14 protein-coding genes are annotated in these 16,247 nt (G+C 41.5%); 8 read left to right on the top strand and 6 right to left on the bottom strand.

Features of this window, described 5'->3' with window-relative positions; genetic code table 11:
• Nucleotides 1-93: 93 nt before the first annotated feature.
• Nucleotides 94-1,533 (top strand): flotillin family protein, encoded by a 1,440-nt coding sequence (locus CTER_RS02470; protein ID WP_004623461.1) that lies wholly within the window; start codon nucleotides 94-96, stop codon nucleotides 1,531-1,533.
• A gap of 107 nt (nucleotides 1,534-1,640) precedes the next feature.
• Here the strand turns inward: CTER_RS02470 and CTER_RS02465 are convergent, their stop codons facing one another.
• Both CTER_RS02465 and CTER_RS02460 read right to left on the bottom strand, forming a co-directional pair.
• Complete coding sequence (locus tag CTER_RS02465; RefSeq protein WP_004623538.1) at nucleotides 1,641-1,982, bottom strand: ArsR/SmtB family transcription factor; 342 nt, start codon at nucleotides 1,980-1,982, stop codon at nucleotides 1,641-1,643.
• Nucleotide 1,983: 1 nt separating this feature from the next.
• Nucleotides 1,984-2,223 (bottom strand): hypothetical protein, encoded by a 240-nt coding sequence (locus CTER_RS02460; RefSeq protein ID WP_004623599.1) that lies wholly within the window; start codon nucleotides 2,221-2,223, stop codon nucleotides 1,984-1,986.
• 241 nt (nucleotides 2,224-2,464) lie between these two features.
• On the opposite strand from CTER_RS02460, the gene CTER_RS02455 reads away from it, so the two are divergent.
• Nucleotides 2,465-4,021, top strand: coding sequence for an ABC-F family ATP-binding cassette domain-containing protein (locus CTER_RS02455; protein ID WP_004623583.1), 1,557 nt, complete (start codon nucleotides 2,465-2,467; stop codon nucleotides 4,019-4,021).
• A 74-nt stretch (nucleotides 4,022-4,095) separates the two neighbouring features.
• On the opposite strand, the gene CTER_RS02450 is transcribed toward CTER_RS02455, so the two are convergent.
• Nucleotides 4,096-4,473, bottom strand: a complete 378-nt coding sequence (locus CTER_RS02450; protein ID WP_004623565.1) for a L,D-transpeptidase — start codon at nucleotides 4,471-4,473, stop codon at nucleotides 4,096-4,098.
• A gap of 190 nt (nucleotides 4,474-4,663) precedes the next feature.
• Between CTER_RS02450 and CTER_RS02445 the strand changes: the two genes are divergently transcribed.
• Nucleotides 4,664-6,535, top strand: a complete 1,872-nt coding sequence (locus CTER_RS02445; protein WP_040760092.1) for an LTA synthase family protein — start codon at nucleotides 4,664-4,666, stop codon at nucleotides 6,533-6,535.
• Nucleotides 6,536-6,658: 123 nt separating this feature from the next.
• Here CTER_RS02445 and CTER_RS02440 read toward each other — a convergent pair whose 3' ends face one another.
• The 3 genes from CTER_RS02440 to CTER_RS02430 form a co-directional block, all read right to left on the bottom strand.
• A complete protein-coding gene (locus tag CTER_RS02440; RefSeq protein WP_004623573.1) occupies nucleotides 6,659-7,432 on the bottom strand; it encodes a hypothetical protein in 774 nt (257 codons plus the stop codon).
• Nucleotides 7,422-8,015, bottom strand: coding sequence for a sigma-70 family RNA polymerase sigma factor (locus CTER_RS02435; protein ID WP_004623607.1), 594 nt, complete (start codon nucleotides 8,013-8,015; stop codon nucleotides 7,422-7,424). Before CTER_RS02435 ends, CTER_RS02440 begins: the two co-directional genes overlap by 11 nt.
• Nucleotides 8,016-8,293: 278 nt before the next feature.
• Nucleotides 8,294-8,635, bottom strand: coding sequence for a P-II family nitrogen regulator (locus tag CTER_RS02430; RefSeq protein ID WP_004623500.1), 342 nt, complete (start codon nucleotides 8,633-8,635; stop codon nucleotides 8,294-8,296).
• A gap of 255 nt (nucleotides 8,636-8,890) precedes the next feature.
• On the opposite strand from CTER_RS02430, the gene iorA reads away from it, so the two are divergent.
• The 5 genes from iorA (at nucleotide 8,891) to CTER_RS02405 (ending at nucleotide 16,203) form a co-directional block, all read left to right on the top strand.
• Entirely contained in the window at nucleotides 8,891-10,681 is a 1,791-nt protein-coding gene (gene iorA, locus CTER_RS02425) for an indolepyruvate ferredoxin oxidoreductase subunit alpha (protein ID WP_004623571.1), read from the top strand.
• Nucleotides 10,674-11,303, top strand: coding sequence for an indolepyruvate oxidoreductase subunit beta (locus CTER_RS02420; protein WP_004623566.1), 630 nt, complete (start codon nucleotides 10,674-10,676; stop codon nucleotides 11,301-11,303). The genes iorA and CTER_RS02420 overlap by 8 nt, the downstream gene beginning before the upstream one ends.
• 57 nt (nucleotides 11,304-11,360) lie before the next feature.
• The gene (locus CTER_RS02415) at nucleotides 11,361-11,822 is read left to right on the top strand and encodes a methylglyoxal synthase (protein WP_027628178.1); all 462 of its coding nucleotides are present in this window, start codon (nucleotides 11,361-11,363) and stop codon (nucleotides 11,820-11,822) included.
• 889 nt (nucleotides 11,823-12,711) lie between these two features.
• Complete coding sequence (locus CTER_RS02410) at nucleotides 12,712-13,953, top strand: phenylacetate--CoA ligase family protein (RefSeq protein ID WP_004623472.1); 1,242 nt, start codon at nucleotides 12,712-12,714, stop codon at nucleotides 13,951-13,953.
• A gap of 306 nt (nucleotides 13,954-14,259) precedes the next feature.
• Nucleotides 14,260-16,203 carry an efflux RND transporter periplasmic adaptor subunit gene (locus CTER_RS02405; RefSeq protein WP_004623574.1) on the top strand — a complete coding sequence of 648 codons (1,944 nt, stop codon included), beginning with the start codon at nucleotides 14,260-14,262 and terminating at the stop codon, nucleotides 16,201-16,203.
• The last annotated feature ends 44 nt before the right edge of the window (nucleotides 16,204-16,247 follow it).

Genomic DNA, 16,247 nt, shown 5'->3' with positions numbered 1-16,247 from the left:
TGCATCGGCAGTACGAAAATGAATCCATAATAACGGTGTATTATAGTGTCTGTGAGAGAGTTAATATATAAATAAACAAAAGGAGTGTCAAAAATGGATTATTCAGTATATTTAATACCAGCATTGATAATTGTGGTTCTCTTTATTTTACTGTTTACATTTATTTCAATGTACAAGAAGGTGCCACAGGACAAGGCATTGGTTGTTACAGGTTTTAGAGGCAGAAGAGTCATTACAGGCGGAGGCGGAGTTGTAATCCCCATGCTGGAAAGAACTGATGTCATATCTCTGGAAAATATGCAGATTGATATCAGAATTGACGGTGCATTAACCTCACAGGGTGTTGGTATAGTTGCTGACGGTGTGGCAGTTGTAAAAGTCAAGTCGGATAAGGACTCCATCCTGTCGGCTGCTGAACAGTTCAATACCTCAAAGGGCCTGGATTACATGTTGGGTATTATCGCTAAAACCACTCAGCAGGTACTTGAAGGTAAACTGCGTGAAATTGTTTCAAGAATGACAGTTGAAGAGATATATAAGGACAGGGAAACCTTTGCATCACATGTTCAGGGGGTTGCAGCAACCGAATTGCAGAATATGGGTCTTGAGCTCAAGGTTTTGACAATCAAGGATATATCTGATAAGAACGGATATTTGGAAGCCCTCGGAAAACCAAGGATCGCCGAAGTAAAAAGAGATGCACAGATAGCCGAAGCAAACGCAACAAAAGAGACTAAAATTAAAACTGCCGAAGCTAACAAAGAAGGTGAGGCTGCAAGAATCCAGGCTGAAACCCAGATAGCCGAAGCAATAAAAGAGAAGGAACTGAAGGTTCAGTCCTATAACAAGGATCAGCAGACTGCTAAAGCAGATGCCGATCTGGCATATGATATCAAATCAAACATAGTGAAGCAGCAGGTTGCTGAAACAGCCATGCAGGTTCAAATAATCCAGAAGCAGAAGGAAATAGAACTTGCCGAACAGGAAGCACTCAGAAGGGAAAAAGAACTGGAAGCCACTATAAAGAAACAGGCTGATGCTGAAAACTATCAGGCTGCAAAGGTAGCTGACGCCAGCAAGTACAGGGAAGTTGCATCTGCCGAAGCAAGAGCGAAGGCTATAGAAATGGAAGGTGAAGCCAAAGCAAAGGCAAAGAGGGCCGAAGGTATGGCAGAGGTTGAAATCATCAGAGCAAAGGGTGAAGCTGAGGCCGTTGCTATGGCAAAGAAGGCAGAAGCCTTCAAGATGTACAATGATGCAGCCGTAACCCAGATGATCATTGAGAAATTGCCTGATATTGCGCAGGCTATTGCAAGTCCTCTTGCAAAAACTGAAAAGATTGTTATTGTTGATAATGGTAATGGTGGAGAGGCCAAAGGTGCTGCCAAGGTTTCCGGTTATGTCACCGATATCATATCTCAACTCCCCGAGACAGTTGAAGCTTTGACAGGAATGAATGTACTGGATCTGCTGAAAAAGAATCCGGCAATAGCGCAGGAGGTTAAACCCGCAGAGACCAATACACCTGAATAAATGTAGATCAAAAGATCAAGAGGTTAACTGTTAGTCTAATTCCAGAAAAAGAGCCAGTTTAATCCCAGTCAGGATTAGCTGGCTTTAATTTTTTTATATTCAGGAATTTAAGTTTTACTCTCTTGAGTAATTGTCACACTTTGGGCAATTTCGGACAGTAATCCGGGGGTAATGTGCATGTCAAAATTACTTATTTCATAATATTTCATTGCCTTACCGTCTTCTGAAATTTCATGATTTCCTCTTATTAAATTTGCTGCCTCCAACTTGCGCAAGTGCATGTAGAGAAGAGGCCTGCTGATATTGACCGTTCTGGCAAGCTCGCTTACATACTGCCTGTTCTGAAATAAAATACCCATAATTTTGATTCTTAATGGGTGGGACAGAGATTCAAAAACTTTAATCAAATCATTGCCGGAAGTACCTGTGGATTCACTGGCCGATGACATCTTATTCAACTTCCTTAAGCAGCTTTTCTATGGAATTTATCTTTTCTTTTAATTCTGCCAGCTCTTCCCGCACTTCCTGGTTGGACAGCGTTAAATTATTGGCCATAGATTTATAGGCATTTAAATCGTTCAGTTGATTTTGAGTTTTTGATCTTGTAACTACCACAACAATAACGATTGCTGCGGCAATTATAGTCAGAAAAACTACAGCAGCAATTATCAACAATAGAAAACTTGCCATTGGACTACCTCCAGATAAATAATTTCATTTTAATATAAATAGTAAATATGCTAAGAAATAAATACATTTCACATGTAATAATTTTATTACATGTGAAATGTATTGTCAACGTTCACTTTTCTTTTGACATTGTTACGGCTTATACATTATACTATTTGATGATTAAATATGTCCTATTTGATTCTGATAAGATTTTGTCTAAAAACAACTAATCATTTGTATATATTGCGGAGGCAAATAAATGAGTATATTGACCGTAGAAAACGTAAGCCATGGCTTCGGAGCCAGAAAAATCCTGGAAGATGCCTCTTTCAGACTTCTGAAGGGAGAGCATGTGGGGCTTGTAGGGGCAAATGGGGAAGGTAAATCAACCTTTTTAAATATTATAACGGGGAAACTTATGCCTGACGAAGGCAGGGTCGAATGGTGCAACAGAATAACCACCGGATATCTGGACCAGCACACTGTGCTGACGCCGGGTAAAACCATCCGGGAGGCATTGAGAGAAGCCTTTCAATACATGTTTGATCTGGAAAGGGAAATGCTTGAGTTGTATGAAAAAATGGGGGATGTTCCCGAAAGTGAAATAAATGCCATGATGGAGGATGTAGGAGACATTCAGAATGTGCTTGAACACAACGGCTTCTACATTCTGGACTCCAAGATAGAAGAGGTGGCAAATGGTCTCGGCCTGGGAGACATAGGTCTTGAAAACGATGTGGGAAATCTCAGCGGAGGTCAGAGGGCCAAGGTTCTGCTGACCAAGCTGCTGCTGCAAAATCCCATGATACTGATTCTGGACGAGCCTACCAACTTCCTGGATGAAAATCATATAAACTGGCTTAAAAACTATCTGAAGGAATATGAAAATGCGTTTATACTTGTATCCCATGATATCCCGTTCCTTAACGACGTTGTAAACGTAATTTACCACGTTGAAAATGCAGTGCTCACAAGATATTCAGGAAATTACGACGAATTCCAGAGGATGTATCAGCTGTCAAAGCAGCAGACCATGCAGGCCTATGAAAAACAGCAGAAAGAAATAGAAAAGCTTGAGGACTTCATTGCCAGGAACAAGGCGAGAGTTGCCACCACAAACATGGCCAAGAGCAGACAGAAGAAACTGGACAAAATGGAGATCATCGAGAAGGTGAAGGAGAAGGTAAAGCCTGTATTCAAGTTCAGAGAAGCCAGGGCTCCCGGACGGTATGTATTCCAGACACATAACCTTGTAATTGGATATGAATCCGCCCTCACCGGCACTTTGAACATATCTCTCGAACGTGGGCAAAAGGTGGCAATAAAAGGCGTCAACGGTTTGGGCAAATCCACTTTGTTAAAAACGCTGCTGGGGATTCAGAAACCTTTTGCCGGTGAAGTAAGACTGGATGATTACCTGTATTCCGGGTATTTTGAGCAGGAGTCGGAGAGGTATAATTCAAATACGGCACTGGATGAGGTATGGAATGACTATCCGGGCATGTCAAACGCGGAGGTGCGGGGTGCGCTGGCCAAATGCGGCCTGACCACCGAGCACATCACCAGCCAGATGATGGTTTTGAGCGGCGGTGAAAATGCAAAAGTGCGTCTGTGCAAGCTTATGCTGAAGGATGTGAACTGGCTCATACTCGATGAGCCTACAAATCACCTTGACGTGGATGCAAAAGATGAGCTCAAACGTGCTTTAAAGGAATTCAAGGGTACGATTCTTCTGGTATGCCACGAACCCGAATTTTATGAGGATTGGGTAACTGAAGTATGGAATGTGGAAAACTGGACAACGAAAATAGTTTAGAAATCAGAAACTAACGTTGAAATCGTTAAGGCAAATGAAAAATCATGAACTTAAGTTTTTTAAAGTTAATCCAATTATATTATATTAACAACCGTACCGATTGAAACAAGATTGCTCAATTCAATCACGTTGTTATTATACATTCTTATACAGCCGTTTGAAATATTTTTGCCAATTGAAGAAGGGTTATTTGTTCCATGGATACCATAGTCTCCGTTGGGCACATTCAAACCAAGCCATCTCACTCCAAACGGGCCTCCGGGATTTACGACCCGGTTAATTATCCTGAAGGTTCCTCTGGGGGTTGGAGTGGAAGATTTTCCAACTGCAACGGGATATGTTCTAAAAACATTATTATCTCTGAATAAAGTAAGCGTGTGAGTCCGGGTATTTATTGTAATCCTGTATACGACTCTGTAAGGCTGGTCAAAAGGATTCTGATAGTATAGCATTATTAAGCCTCCGAATTATCCTATATTAACATAATATTGAGTGTCATATTGTTATGTGCAGCTTAAGTGTTAGAAATAAAACATTCTTTTTGTATGTTTTTCGGGAATGCGTTATAATGTCTTTACAATAAAGGCTCATAAGTTTACAATGGGTTTTGTGCATATTTTATTTGAGGGCGAAGTGAAATCCATGGAAATAAATCTTAACACCGGCAGGCCGGTTAAAAATAAAAATATTCTGAGAAATATTCTAACAAATCTGATTCCGAAGGACTTTATCCCGTTATATACTTTACTGTCCATATTTGTGAAGAATGTACTGTTAATAGGCCTTATATTCGACCAAACCCATCAGCTTCCCCTGATGAGAGAAGCCTTTAATGCGGTGTTTCAACTCTACAGATTCCGTCCGGTTTACTATATGGCCTTTTCACTGGCATGTATATGTGTTATTTTCCTGTTTAAAAACAGGGGAAGATTTTTAGTCTCAATCATTGTGAATTTCCTGGTATCCTTCCTGCTGCTGGTGGATTTATGGTATCTGAGAGGCTTTAATACCTTGCCTACACTTCACATGCTGAAGGCCGGAGGTAATCTGGGGGATTCCATAAACAGCTTTTTCCCGCTCATACATTTAATTGACCTGGTATTTGTTCTGGATATCCCATTTTTGCTGATTGCATTTTTTGCTAAAAAGAATTTATATAGAAATGTAAGCAGGAATGTAGTGTTTTCAGTATTTATACTTTTTGTATCGGTATTTGGTGTTTTATATATTGCCCCGCAGGTTAATAACCGGGCAGCCAAGCCCTTGCCCATTACATCCATATTTAACAGGTTCAATCCCGTAACCACCATAAGAAGCTTATCCCCGTTAGGCTATAATATTTACAGTTCATATAACTTTTTTACCGAAAAAAGTACGTTAAGCCTCAGTGGGGCTGACAGAGACAGGATTTCAGCCTGGTATGAGCAAAAGAATGAAAAACTGCCCGATAATGAGTACAAGGGTATGTTTAAAGGGAAAAACCTGCTTCTGATTCAGGTTGAATCCCTGGAAAACTTTGTTGTAAATCAGAAGGTGAACGGTCAGGAAATTACGCCCACACTGAATAAACTGTTAAAAAACAGTCTTTATTTCAGCGGGATCCACGAACAGGTCGGAGGGGGAAACAGTTCCGACAGCCATTTGATGGTCAACGCTTCGGTATATCCGATTCAACTTGGGACAACCTTTATAAATAATGCATTTACAGAATACAATTCCCTTCCTAAACTATTAAAGGGGATAGGTTATTATACTTCGACATTTCATCCTGTGGATGGAGCCTTTTGGAACTGGAAGCCTGCTTTGACTTCCATGGGCTATGACAGGTGCTATGACTCCACCAGCTATAACATAACAGAGAAAATAAACATGGGCATAAGTGACCGTTTGTTTTTTGAGCAGATCGAACCAATGATCATAAAGCAAAGCCAGCCATTTTTTACCTTCATGGTTACACTTTCCAGCCATTCACCCTTTGAGCTTCCCGAACAGTATAAAGAACTCAATCTGGAGGGGGAGCTTGGCAGGTCAAGGCTGGGCGGGTATTTGCAGTGCATCAGGTATACTGACAAACATATTGGTCTGCTGCTGGACAGGCTGGACAAGGACGGAATACTGGACAATACTATTGTAGCAATAACAGGTGATCATGAAGGAATACATAAATATTTTCCCGACGAAATCAAATCAATGAAAAACACGGAGGATTGGTGGTTGAATAATGATAAATTACTGCCTCTGATACTATATAATAAAAATATAAGTCCGAAAGAAATCAGTACCGTCGGAGGCCAGGTGGATATCATGCCTACACTGGCATATTTGATGGGAGTGGACGAAGACAACTACATCAATACCGCAATGGGCAGGAATCTATTAAAAACCAACAAGAGCTATGCCGTTTTGAGAGACCGGACCCTGGTCGGAAATCCTGATGAAAGTGATGAAAAACTGGCCCTTCAGGGTATGGAACTTTCAGATATAATTATCAGAGGGGATTATTTCAAGAAATAGATAGCTGTAACAGGATTAAACAAAATGGATTTAAGCAATTCAGAAATAAAGTGCGCTTTCCTGTTGAAGGAAGCGCACTTTATACAGTATAAACCGCAATTTGCTGTTATGTGTTATTTATGTTTAGTTTTTTGGGTAAAGGCTGCTATTGCTGCCGGGTTCGGCAGACATTGCTCCTATGATTTTTTCAAGAGTATCCAGGTCAAAGTCCTTATCTGTCATCTGATACATTTCATAAGTCAGTCCGTCCTGACCTTCCCATAGTACTATTCCGTTGGCAAAATATACGGTAGTTCCGCCAAGTGCTTTCTTTCTGACATCTCCTGTTGTGGATATTCCGTTCTCTCCTTTTGAGATCAGCAGAGAAATTAAATTTTTATCTTTTGTATATTGTAATTCAACTCCGTTTTTACTGTGTATTACGCTGTTGGAGTATTTGTAGCCCTCCGGCAGCCAGGCAGGTACTGCAAAATCAATACCCATAGCGTCACGGGCTTCTTCAATGGTGGCACTTTCCGGCACTCCGGTTCTGCGTTCTCCATCATCGGTACTTTTGATATTTGATGCATCCGGCAGTTCTTTATCATATTGTGTAATTGTAATATTGCCCACATGAAAGAGACCCACTATGGACCTTATTATCCCCTGACCATACGAAGTAACTGAAAAAACACTGATCAAACAAACCAAGGCTGCAGCAATTGCTATTGTTTTTTTAATATTTCTTTTCATATAAAACTCACCCTTCTCGATATAATTTTTCTGTAATGTACCGGTTTCCATTTTAAATTTTATTTGATTGAAAATCCTGTCCTTGTGCAATTCATCGTTTACTTCAATATTTTCAAGTAAACCGCACAATTCTTTGAATTGATTGATATTATGCTTATTTCTCATTTTCATAACCTCCTGTATACAACAGTTTCTGAAGTTTTTTCAAACTCCTGTACAGCACTACACCGACGTTGGAATGGCTTATCCCCATTAATTCCGCAATTTCGGAATTTTTGAGGCTTGCAGCAAATTTCATTGAAATGATATTTCTTTCCTTTTCGCTGAGCTTCCTTAACGCAAGAAACAGCTTTTTGTTTCCTTCTTCGGTTATGATTCCATCCTCCGGTGACGGACACGGAGAAACCAGATCCAAAATGGAATCCAGGGAAAGATGGAACCCTTTCTTATTTTTACGGTGGTAATCTGCAACGATGTTTCGTACAATTGCAAACAGCCATACTTCAAAAGTTGATTTTTCAGGAGAGAATGTACCGTACCTGGTAATAACCTTTTCAAAAGCCTGACTGCACAAGTCTTCCGCCATGTGCTGATTATTTATTCTGAAGCAGATATATTTATATACACGTTTATAGTACATATCAAAGATCACGCCGAATTGGTCTGACGAAATATCTTTTTTTACTGTAGTTACTGTATTTAAAGAATCTTTTTGATGAATATAGGTATTGTTATGTGCAATTTCCATCTGTTCCTCCTTTTCTTGAGAATATGCAATAAACTGCGCAGTTTATATTAATGTTACAATAGTTAATACGTAAACAGCGAAAAAGTATTAACAATGTTACAGAAATTTTTAAATTTTGTCACAGAGAAAGTGGAAAGTATTTCATTCCCGGCAATAAAAAGTGAGTGTCGTAAAATGAATTTACTTTCATTTTACGACACTCACTATGAAATACTTTGCATATACGTTTTGCAACAGCCACATCTAATTCTGGTATTCTATTACATTAATAGTAATTCTCAGCCTATGGCATCATGACCTTCTTCTCCGGTTCTGATTCTAAAGCATTCTTCAATTGGGAGGACAAATATTTTTCCGTCACCGATATTACCGGTTCTTGCAGCTTTCATTATTGCGTCAATTGTCGGCTTAACAAATTCATCATTCACTGAGATTTCAAATTTTACCTTGTTAAGAAGATTAACCTCGGTAACTGTACCGCGGTAACTTTCGGTATAACCCATTTGCTGCCCGCAGCCTTTAACATGGCTCACGGTCATTTTGTGTATCTCGGCATCAAACAAGGCTTGCTTGACATCCTCAAAGGCTTCAGGCTTCACTATTGCAACAACCATTTTCATAACAAATCCTCCTGAAATACAGAATGTATTTTCCATAGTTATATTATATATAATTTTCCATACAAACACTATAGATTTATTTGATATTGGCAATGTAGTTTTTTGTCCAAATATATAAAATCTATGTTATAATTTTTTACACAGAGATTCATACATATTCTTTAACAGTATGTCTGTTAATAAATTTTATATGTATTGATAAATAACGGGTTAATTTATATATTAAGGCCATTTTTTCAGGCCTTAGGAGGTCAAATGGGAAAAAAATTACTTATGGGTAATGAAGCAATTGCCCTTGGAGCTATAAAAGCAGGAGTCAATGTAGTTACAGGATATCCCGGAACACCTTCCACTGAAGTGTTGGAGACGGTAGCACATAATAATCCGGGCGACATATATGTTGAATGGTCGGTCAATGAAAAGTCCGCCATGGAAATTGCCGCAGGAGCGGCTTACAGCGGAGCCAGAACAATGGTGACCATGAAGCAGGTAGGGCTGAATGTAGCATCAGACCCTCTGATGAGTCTGGCATATATAGGTGTTAAGGGCGGAATGGTTGTTCTGGTTGCAGATGATCCAGGCCCTTTTTCTTCTCAGACAGAGCAGGACACCAGACATTTTGCAAGGTTTTCAAATCTTCCAGTGCTTGATCCGGCAACACCGGAGGAAGCTTTTGAAATGGTACGGTATGCCTTCGAACTGTCCGAGCTTGTGGAACTTCCGGTCTTTCTAAGACCAACCACCAGGGTATGTCATGCCTGTGCGACAATAGATATTGATGACAGTAGAGCAGAGCATAAGCCGGAGGGTTTTGTAAAGGATCCTAAATGGGTCATATTCCCAAGCCTTGCCTATAGGAAGCACCTTCACATAGAACAGCTGCAGCACAAGCTGGGAGAGATTTTTTCCGGACTGGACTTCAACAAAGTCTGCGGAGACGGAAAGCTGGGCATTGCTGCGTCCGGTGTCGCCTATACCTATGCGGTTGAAGCACTGGACAGACTTCAGGCCGGCGTAAAGGTATTCAAGGTGGGTACACCGTATCCTCTTCCCGGGGCAAAGGCTGAGGAATTTCTTTCGGGGCTTGAGCAGGTGCTGGTTTTTGAAGAGCTTGATCCGGTCTTGGAAGAGGAACTTAGCTTGCTGTGTGCTTCAACAGGCAAAAACACAAAAATACTTGGGAAAAAATCAGGAAATCTTCCTTTCGCAGGAGAGTACACTTTCGAGTTGGTTTATGAAGCACTTGCCAAATTTCTCGGGCTACAGACCGACGCTGCACCAAAAGCGGCTTTGCCGGAACTGCCTGTAAGACAGCCGGTATTGTGTGCGGGCTGTCCCCACAGAGCTTCCTTCTATGCCGTCAAGATGGCTATGAAGGGGCAGAAGGCGGTTTTTACCGGCGATATCGGCTGTTATACTCTTGGAAATGCAAAGCCGCTGGAAATGGTGGATACCTGTTTATGTATGGGAGCCGGCATCACGGTAGCACAGGGTATAAAGAGAACAGAGCCCGGCACACAGTGTATTGCCTTTATAGGGGATTCGACCTTTTTCCACACGGGGATTCCCGGAATTGTAAATGCCGTATACAACAAAACAGACATCACTATAGTTATACTTGACAACAGCACAACAGCAATGACAGGCCATCAGCCCCATCCGGGCATTGGCAGGACAATGATGGACAGCATATCCGAGAAAATTGATATTTATGGAGTTGTAAAGGCCTGCGGTGTCAAGCACATAGTCAGGGGAAACCCCCTGGACTTTAAAAATTCAGTGGAACTTATAAAAGAGGCGGCAGACTTCAAAGGACCTTCGGTTATCATATTTGAAGCTCCATGTATTGCACTGTTCAAGCCTGTTGTAAAAAATACAGTCGGGGAAAATTGCAGGAAATGCAAAAAATGTATCACTGAAATAGGGTGTCCGGCTATATCTACCGCAGACGGGAATGTGGTTATTGAGCCTTCGCTTTGTTACGGCTGCGGCTTATGCATAAACGTATGTCCTTTTAATGCCATAGGAGGTTCTCAAAATGGATAATAAAGCAAACATCGATCAGAAGTATGATATATTGATAGCCGGGGTTGGAGGCCAGGGAACCGTACTGGCATCCCGTCTGATTGCGGCTGCGGCCATCGGGCAGGGAAGCTTTGCAAGAACCTCCGAAACCATCGGAATGTCCCAGAGAGGGGGCTGCGTGGTAAGCCATGTAAGGGTTGGCAGTGAAAAAGCCGGTTCAATAATTCCCATGGCAAGCGCGGACATGATTATAGCTTTTGAATTGTCAGAGGCTGCCCGCAGCTTGCCGAGGCTGAAGAAAGGCGGCTGCTGTATAGTAAATACACAGATAATCAAGCCTGTTTCGGCATCTCTGGGAACATCACAATATGATATCAATAAAATAACCGATTATATAAGGGATAATGTCGGGCGTATTCATTTTATTGACGGGTATGCCATTGCAAATGAGGCGGGCAGCGTTAAAGCTGTAAATGTTGTTCTGCTGGGTGCTGCTGCGGCAGCAGGCCAAATGCCTTTCAGCAGGGAAACCATAGAACAGGCTATTATTGAAAATGTACCTCAGAAATTCAGGGAATTAAATCAAAAAGCGTTTAAACTCGGGTATGACTGTATCATAAAGGAAAAATCAAATTGTTCTTAAGATATAATAAACACATTAAAAATTGAGGCATTTATCATGTCGGAAACGGAGACATTTATGAGCGGAAACAGATTGGGAAAGCAGAAGCACATAGCGCTTGTAGCACACGATAACAGAAAACAGGATTTGATCAACTGGGTAAAAAGCAAAGCGGATATTCTGGGCAGACAGTTTTTGTGCGGAACCGGAACAACCGCCCAGCTCATATCAGAAAACACAGGCTTGCCTGTTAAACGCTATAAGAGCGGACCTCTGGGCGGAGATCAGCAAATTGGTGCATGTATAGCCAACGGTGAAGTGGATTTTATGATTTTCTTCTGGGATCCGCTCACTTCACAGCCCCATGACCCCGATGTCAAGGCATTGCTGAGAATCGCCGTTCTCTATGATATACCTGTGGCCATGAATCAGTCCACCGCTGATTTCCTTTTGTCATCGGAGCTGATGGAAAGCGAATATGAAAGAAATGTTGTTGATTATTACAGCAGGATAAGAAAAGAACATTTCGGGGGTTATTAAATAAACAAAACAGTTGTTGGAATTTGCAGTTTATAATACTTCGGTACAGACACATATAAATGGTTGCTCAACTTTACCGGTAAAAGGTGTTATTGGGTATACCGGTACTCCCGTACTAACTTCAAGCAATGGATTGCACACAAAGCGCTTACTTGAAATGGTAGGGTTCAAAACAAGTATTTTGAAGCCGTCGCAGCGACTCGACCATCCAGGTCTCGGTTGCTGCTCAAATTGACCTCGTGTCAATTTGCCGGCAAAAATACTTGTTTTTCACCTACGGATTTCAGTAAGCACTTTTACCATGCAAATCCATTGCTTGAAGTTGTACTCGCGTACCGATAAAATGCATAACATATTTAACGGCAAATTATAGAGTCAACTAAGCATCCTGGTTATGTGTGTTGTACTCGAGTAATATAAATCAGCTTCTTAACTGTATTTGTTTATTAATAAACAGCCTCAATGAACGCAAAAAGAATTAACGTGTAGTGATGTTGAAATTTTGTTTTACTTTACAGATAGCTCTATTTGAAATCAATTGGTACGCGAGGACAACTTCATAAAAAAGATACACGGTTAAAAAGAATTACGTTAAATTGCCGACGAAGGTAAAGCGGTTTTGCCGGCAAAGCAGCAGGACGCTGCTTTGAGCTTCAAATCGAGACAGGATGTCGAGTTTGAGCGACGGCAAAAATCGATTTAAATGAGGCGATACAATTTACGTAATTCTTTTGGGTGCACTCTTATTTTATGAAGTTAGTGCGGAAGTACCAGTTGACATAAAAAAACTAAAGGTAAAGCAAAATTTTAATTAACAGCCTCAATGGACAAATAAAGAGAAAATTTATATAATTAAATAAAAAATAATAGAAAGAAGAGATGAGTCGAGATGAGTCGGGGTCAATTTGAGCTTTTTAAGGAAATGCTTGTAAACGTATCTGCCAACAGTCCTTTTTACAGTGAAAAATTTCAAAAGAGTGGTATTGATGTAAATGAAATCACTTCCATGGAGATGATTGCAAAACTCCCTTTTACCACAAAGGAGGAATTGAGGCAGGCATACCCGCTGGGGCTGCAGTCGGTTCCGGATGAAAAGATTGTCAGGATTCATTCTTCCTCGGGAACCACGGGAAAACCCATTATAATTCCATATACGGCACAGGATGTTGCCGCTTGGGCTGAAATGATGGCCAGATGTTTTGAAATTGCCGGCATCACCCCTTTGGACCGGATTCAAATAACACCGGGCTATGGATTGTGGACTGCGGGCATAGGATTTCAGGCCGGCTGCGAAAAACTGGGTGCAATGGCGGTGCCGATGGGACCCGGAAATACCGACAAACAGCTCCAGATGATGATGGACCTTAAATCCACCGTAATAATCGGCACCTCATCATACGCTCTGGTTTTGGCCGAGGAGGTCGAAAAGAGAGGGCTTCGTTCAGAAATTAAGCTGAAAAAAGGTGTCATAGGTTCCGAACGCTGGGGAGAAAAAATGAGGCAGCGCATCAGGAATGAACTTGGTATTGAAATATATGACATATATGGCCTCACCGAAATATATGGTCCGGGTATTGCAATAGATTGTGACTGCCATGAAGGAATGCACTATTTCGATGATTTCCTTTACTTTGAAATAATAGATTCAGTTACAGGTGAAGTACTTCCGGAGGGAGAAGTAGGTGAGCTGGTCATCACTACCTTGAGAAAAGAAGGTGCTCCGCTGCTGAGGTACAGAACCAGGGACCTCACCAGGATAATTCCAGGTAAATGTGCCTGTGGGCTTTCCTATCCGCGTATCGACAGGATTGTCGGCCGTACCGATGATATGGTAAAGGTCAAGGGAGTGAATATCTACCCCGGTCAGATCGACGAGATACTCAGGGAAGTTGAGGGTGTCAGCAGTGAATACCAGATCATTATCGACCATGTGAACGGAAAGGATGTCATGACCTTAAAGGCGGAATACAATTCCGACGGGGATACCGAGCGTGAAGATATTGAATACAATATAGTCGACCTGTTCAAAAAGAGGATAGGAATTCATATCATAGCTGAAGTCAGCGGAATTGGAAGTCTTCCCAGAAGTGAGAAGAAAAGCAAAAGGATCATTGATTACAGACAGAATTAAAACAGGATACTTTAAAAGGCTTGCTCAAATACTAGCAGGTCTTTTTTTGAGCTGTTTTTCACCGTACTATTTCAAGCAAGCGCTTTGTGTGCAACCATTGATTTAAGTTAGTGCGAAAGTAACGGTATAATCAATAAATTCCTAACGGCAAAGTTTATCACCAACCGGCACAAAGCGTTAACTTAGACACTTTACATTTTGTTCACAATTCAAACACAGGTTTGACATAAAAATTTAATACTATTGTTATTAGTACAAAGGTATAATTACCCATTTCATTACAAAACAAATTGAAGAGGTGGAATCATGCAAAAAGGCATAAAGTGGAACAGAAAGAGATTCATAACACTTTCTATTGTTGCTTTGGTTATTATTTCAATAGTCATAGGATTTTTTTATGTTACAAAGTACAGGGCGGCCAACAGTACTTCGGCGTCGGCCAAAAGGACTACCCAGGTCGTAAGAGGCAATATGGAAGTCTCGCTGTCGGGTTCGGGAACTGTGACATCTTCCAACACATCGGATGTCATGTCGAATGTCCAGGGAAAAATCACGAAAGCCTATTTTAAGGAAGGCGATAAAGTAAAAAACGGAGATTTACTCTTTGAAATTGATGATACCGATGCCAAGCTTAACATTCAAAAGATAGAGAATCAAATAAGCCAGGCACAATTAAGTGTCAGCAGTAACCAGAAAAGCTATTCAAATTTAACCGTTACGGCGCCTTTTGATGGAAAGATCACAGATATAGCAGCAAAAACAGGGGAAAATGCAAGCAGTAATATGACACTGTTTACAATAACGGATACTTCAAAGCTTACATTAACTGTTCCCATAAGCACAACAGACATTAAAGACATCAAAACCGGACAAAAAGCCCAGGTTTCCATTCAGGAGATATTTGATACCGTTGAGGGGGAAGTAACCTCCATAGACGATTATACTTACACAGCTTCAGACGGAGGCACAGTCAGAAATGTTGAAGTTACCGTAAAAAATCCCGGAAGGATTACCGATTCCAACACAGCCAGCGTTGAAATTTCCACCCCCGACGGAGCCAAGAGAAGCAATGAGATTTCAAGGTTTGAATATTCAAGCAAGCAGGCTCTGAAAGCGGCTTCAAATGGAACTTTTGCAGCGGTTAACGTCAAGGAGAATCAATATGTTAAAAAAGGCGATGTTTTGATCAGAATAGAAAATGATGATCTGGAGGTTACGGCTCAGACAAATGATCTCAAGGTCCAGGATCTTCAAAATCAGCTGGAGGCTGCGAAAAAACAGCTGGAGGACTATAAGATATATTCGTCTATCGGCGGGACAGTGACCGGGGAAACGGCTGTTGCAGGAGACAGTGTAAAATCGGGAGATGTCCTTATCAGCATAAGGGATTTTGAACAAATGCAGTTTACCATATCGGTGGACGAACTTGATATTTCAAAAGTCAAGGTAGGCCAGCAGGTCTCGATTACTATCGACGCACTTGAAGAAACCAAACAAAAACCTCTCTCGGGGGAAGTTTTCTATAAAGCGATGGAAGGTAATTCTACCAACGGTGTTGCTACATATGACGTCAAGATAAAGATAAACGAAACAGAAAGTCTGCTGGCAGGAATGAATGCCAACGCAAACATAATATTAAGCCAGGCTGAAAATACGCTCATGGTACCCCTTGAAGCAGTGACAAAAATGGGTGACAGGGCATTTGTCAGAGTAATTGGAACAGAGGGAGCAAATCAGCAGCAAACCGGGAACGGAAAAATTCGTGGCAACTGGGGACAAAATGGAAACGGAAACAGCGCAACAACCGGCGGAGCCGACAGAAAGGCTGCTGCCGGTACGGCCGATTCAAACAATGACAATTCAAACCAGGGCAGGAATAGTCAGAACAATGCCGGTACATCCGAAAGAAGGCAGATGACAGGTGCATTAGCTGCAAATCAGGAATATTATGCAGGTACTGTTATGAAGGCTGTTGAACTTGGTATGAATAACGATGAATATGTTGAAATCAAAAGTGGATTGACAGAAGGTGATGTGGTTGTACTTCCGCCGCTTGTTGCCAATTCCACCACCGGCACAAATTCCCAGCAGAACGGCTTTAGCCTGGGAGGTTTGGGCGGAGGCTTCGGAGGAGGAGGCATGACCAGAGTAATGCCTGCAGGCGGTGCCAGCGGCTATCCGGGAGGCACACAAAACAACAGAACCTCCGGAGGCTCAAACAGGCAGTCAAGTTCACAGGGACAGCGGTAATTAACCTCCTTTATCCGCTTAGCGGTAGAGGAGAGACCAAATTC

The sequence above is a fragment of the Ruminiclostridium cellobioparum subsp. termitidis CT1112 genome, from assembly GCF_000350485.1.
In the GTDB taxonomy this organism is placed as follows: Bacteria; Bacillota; Clostridia; order Acetivibrionales; family DSM-1351; genus Ruminiclostridium; species Ruminiclostridium termitidis.
This window is presented reverse-complemented; position numbering and strand designations above follow the sequence as displayed.

Excerpts from the sequence above, each read along its gene's own strand:
- CTER_RS02470 (WP_004623461.1), top strand. The coding sequence starts at position 94 with ATGGATTATTCAGTATATTTAATACCAGCATTGATAATTGTGGTTCTC.
- CTER_RS02465 (WP_004623538.1), bottom strand. The coding sequence starts at position 1,982 with ATGTCATCGGCCAGTGAATCCACAGGTACTTCCGGCAATGATTTGATT.
- CTER_RS02460 (WP_004623599.1), bottom strand. The coding sequence starts at position 2,223 with ATGGCAAGTTTTCTATTGTTGATAATTGCTGCTGTAGTTTTTCTGACT.
- CTER_RS02455 (WP_004623583.1), top strand. The coding sequence starts at position 2,465 with ATGAGTATATTGACCGTAGAAAACGTAAGCCATGGCTTCGGAGCCAGA.
- CTER_RS02450 (WP_004623565.1), bottom strand. The coding sequence starts at position 4,473 with ATGCTATACTATCAGAATCCTTTTGACCAGCCTTACAGAGTCGTATAC.
- CTER_RS02445 (WP_040760092.1), top strand. The coding sequence starts at position 4,664 with ATGGAAATAAATCTTAACACCGGCAGGCCGGTTAAAAATAAAAATATT.
- CTER_RS02440 (WP_004623573.1), bottom strand. The coding sequence starts at position 7,432 with ATGAGAAATAAGCATAATATCAATCAATTCAAAGAATTGTGCGGTTTA.
- CTER_RS02435 (WP_004623607.1), bottom strand. The coding sequence starts at position 8,015 with ATGGAAATTGCACATAACAATACCTATATTCATCAAAAAGATTCTTTA.
- CTER_RS02430 (WP_004623500.1), bottom strand. The coding sequence starts at position 8,635 with ATGAAAATGGTTGTTGCAATAGTGAAGCCTGAAGCCTTTGAGGATGTC.
- iorA (WP_004623571.1), top strand. The coding sequence starts at position 8,891 with ATGGGAAAAAAATTACTTATGGGTAATGAAGCAATTGCCCTTGGAGCT.
- CTER_RS02420 (WP_004623566.1), top strand. The coding sequence starts at position 10,674 with ATGGATAATAAAGCAAACATCGATCAGAAGTATGATATATTGATAGCC.
- CTER_RS02415 (WP_027628178.1), top strand. The coding sequence starts at position 11,361 with ATGAGCGGAAACAGATTGGGAAAGCAGAAGCACATAGCGCTTGTAGCA.
- CTER_RS02410 (WP_004623472.1), top strand. The coding sequence starts at position 12,712 with ATGAGTCGGGGTCAATTTGAGCTTTTTAAGGAAATGCTTGTAAACGTA.
- CTER_RS02405 (WP_004623574.1), top strand. The coding sequence starts at position 14,260 with ATGCAAAAAGGCATAAAGTGGAACAGAAAGAGATTCATAACACTTTCT.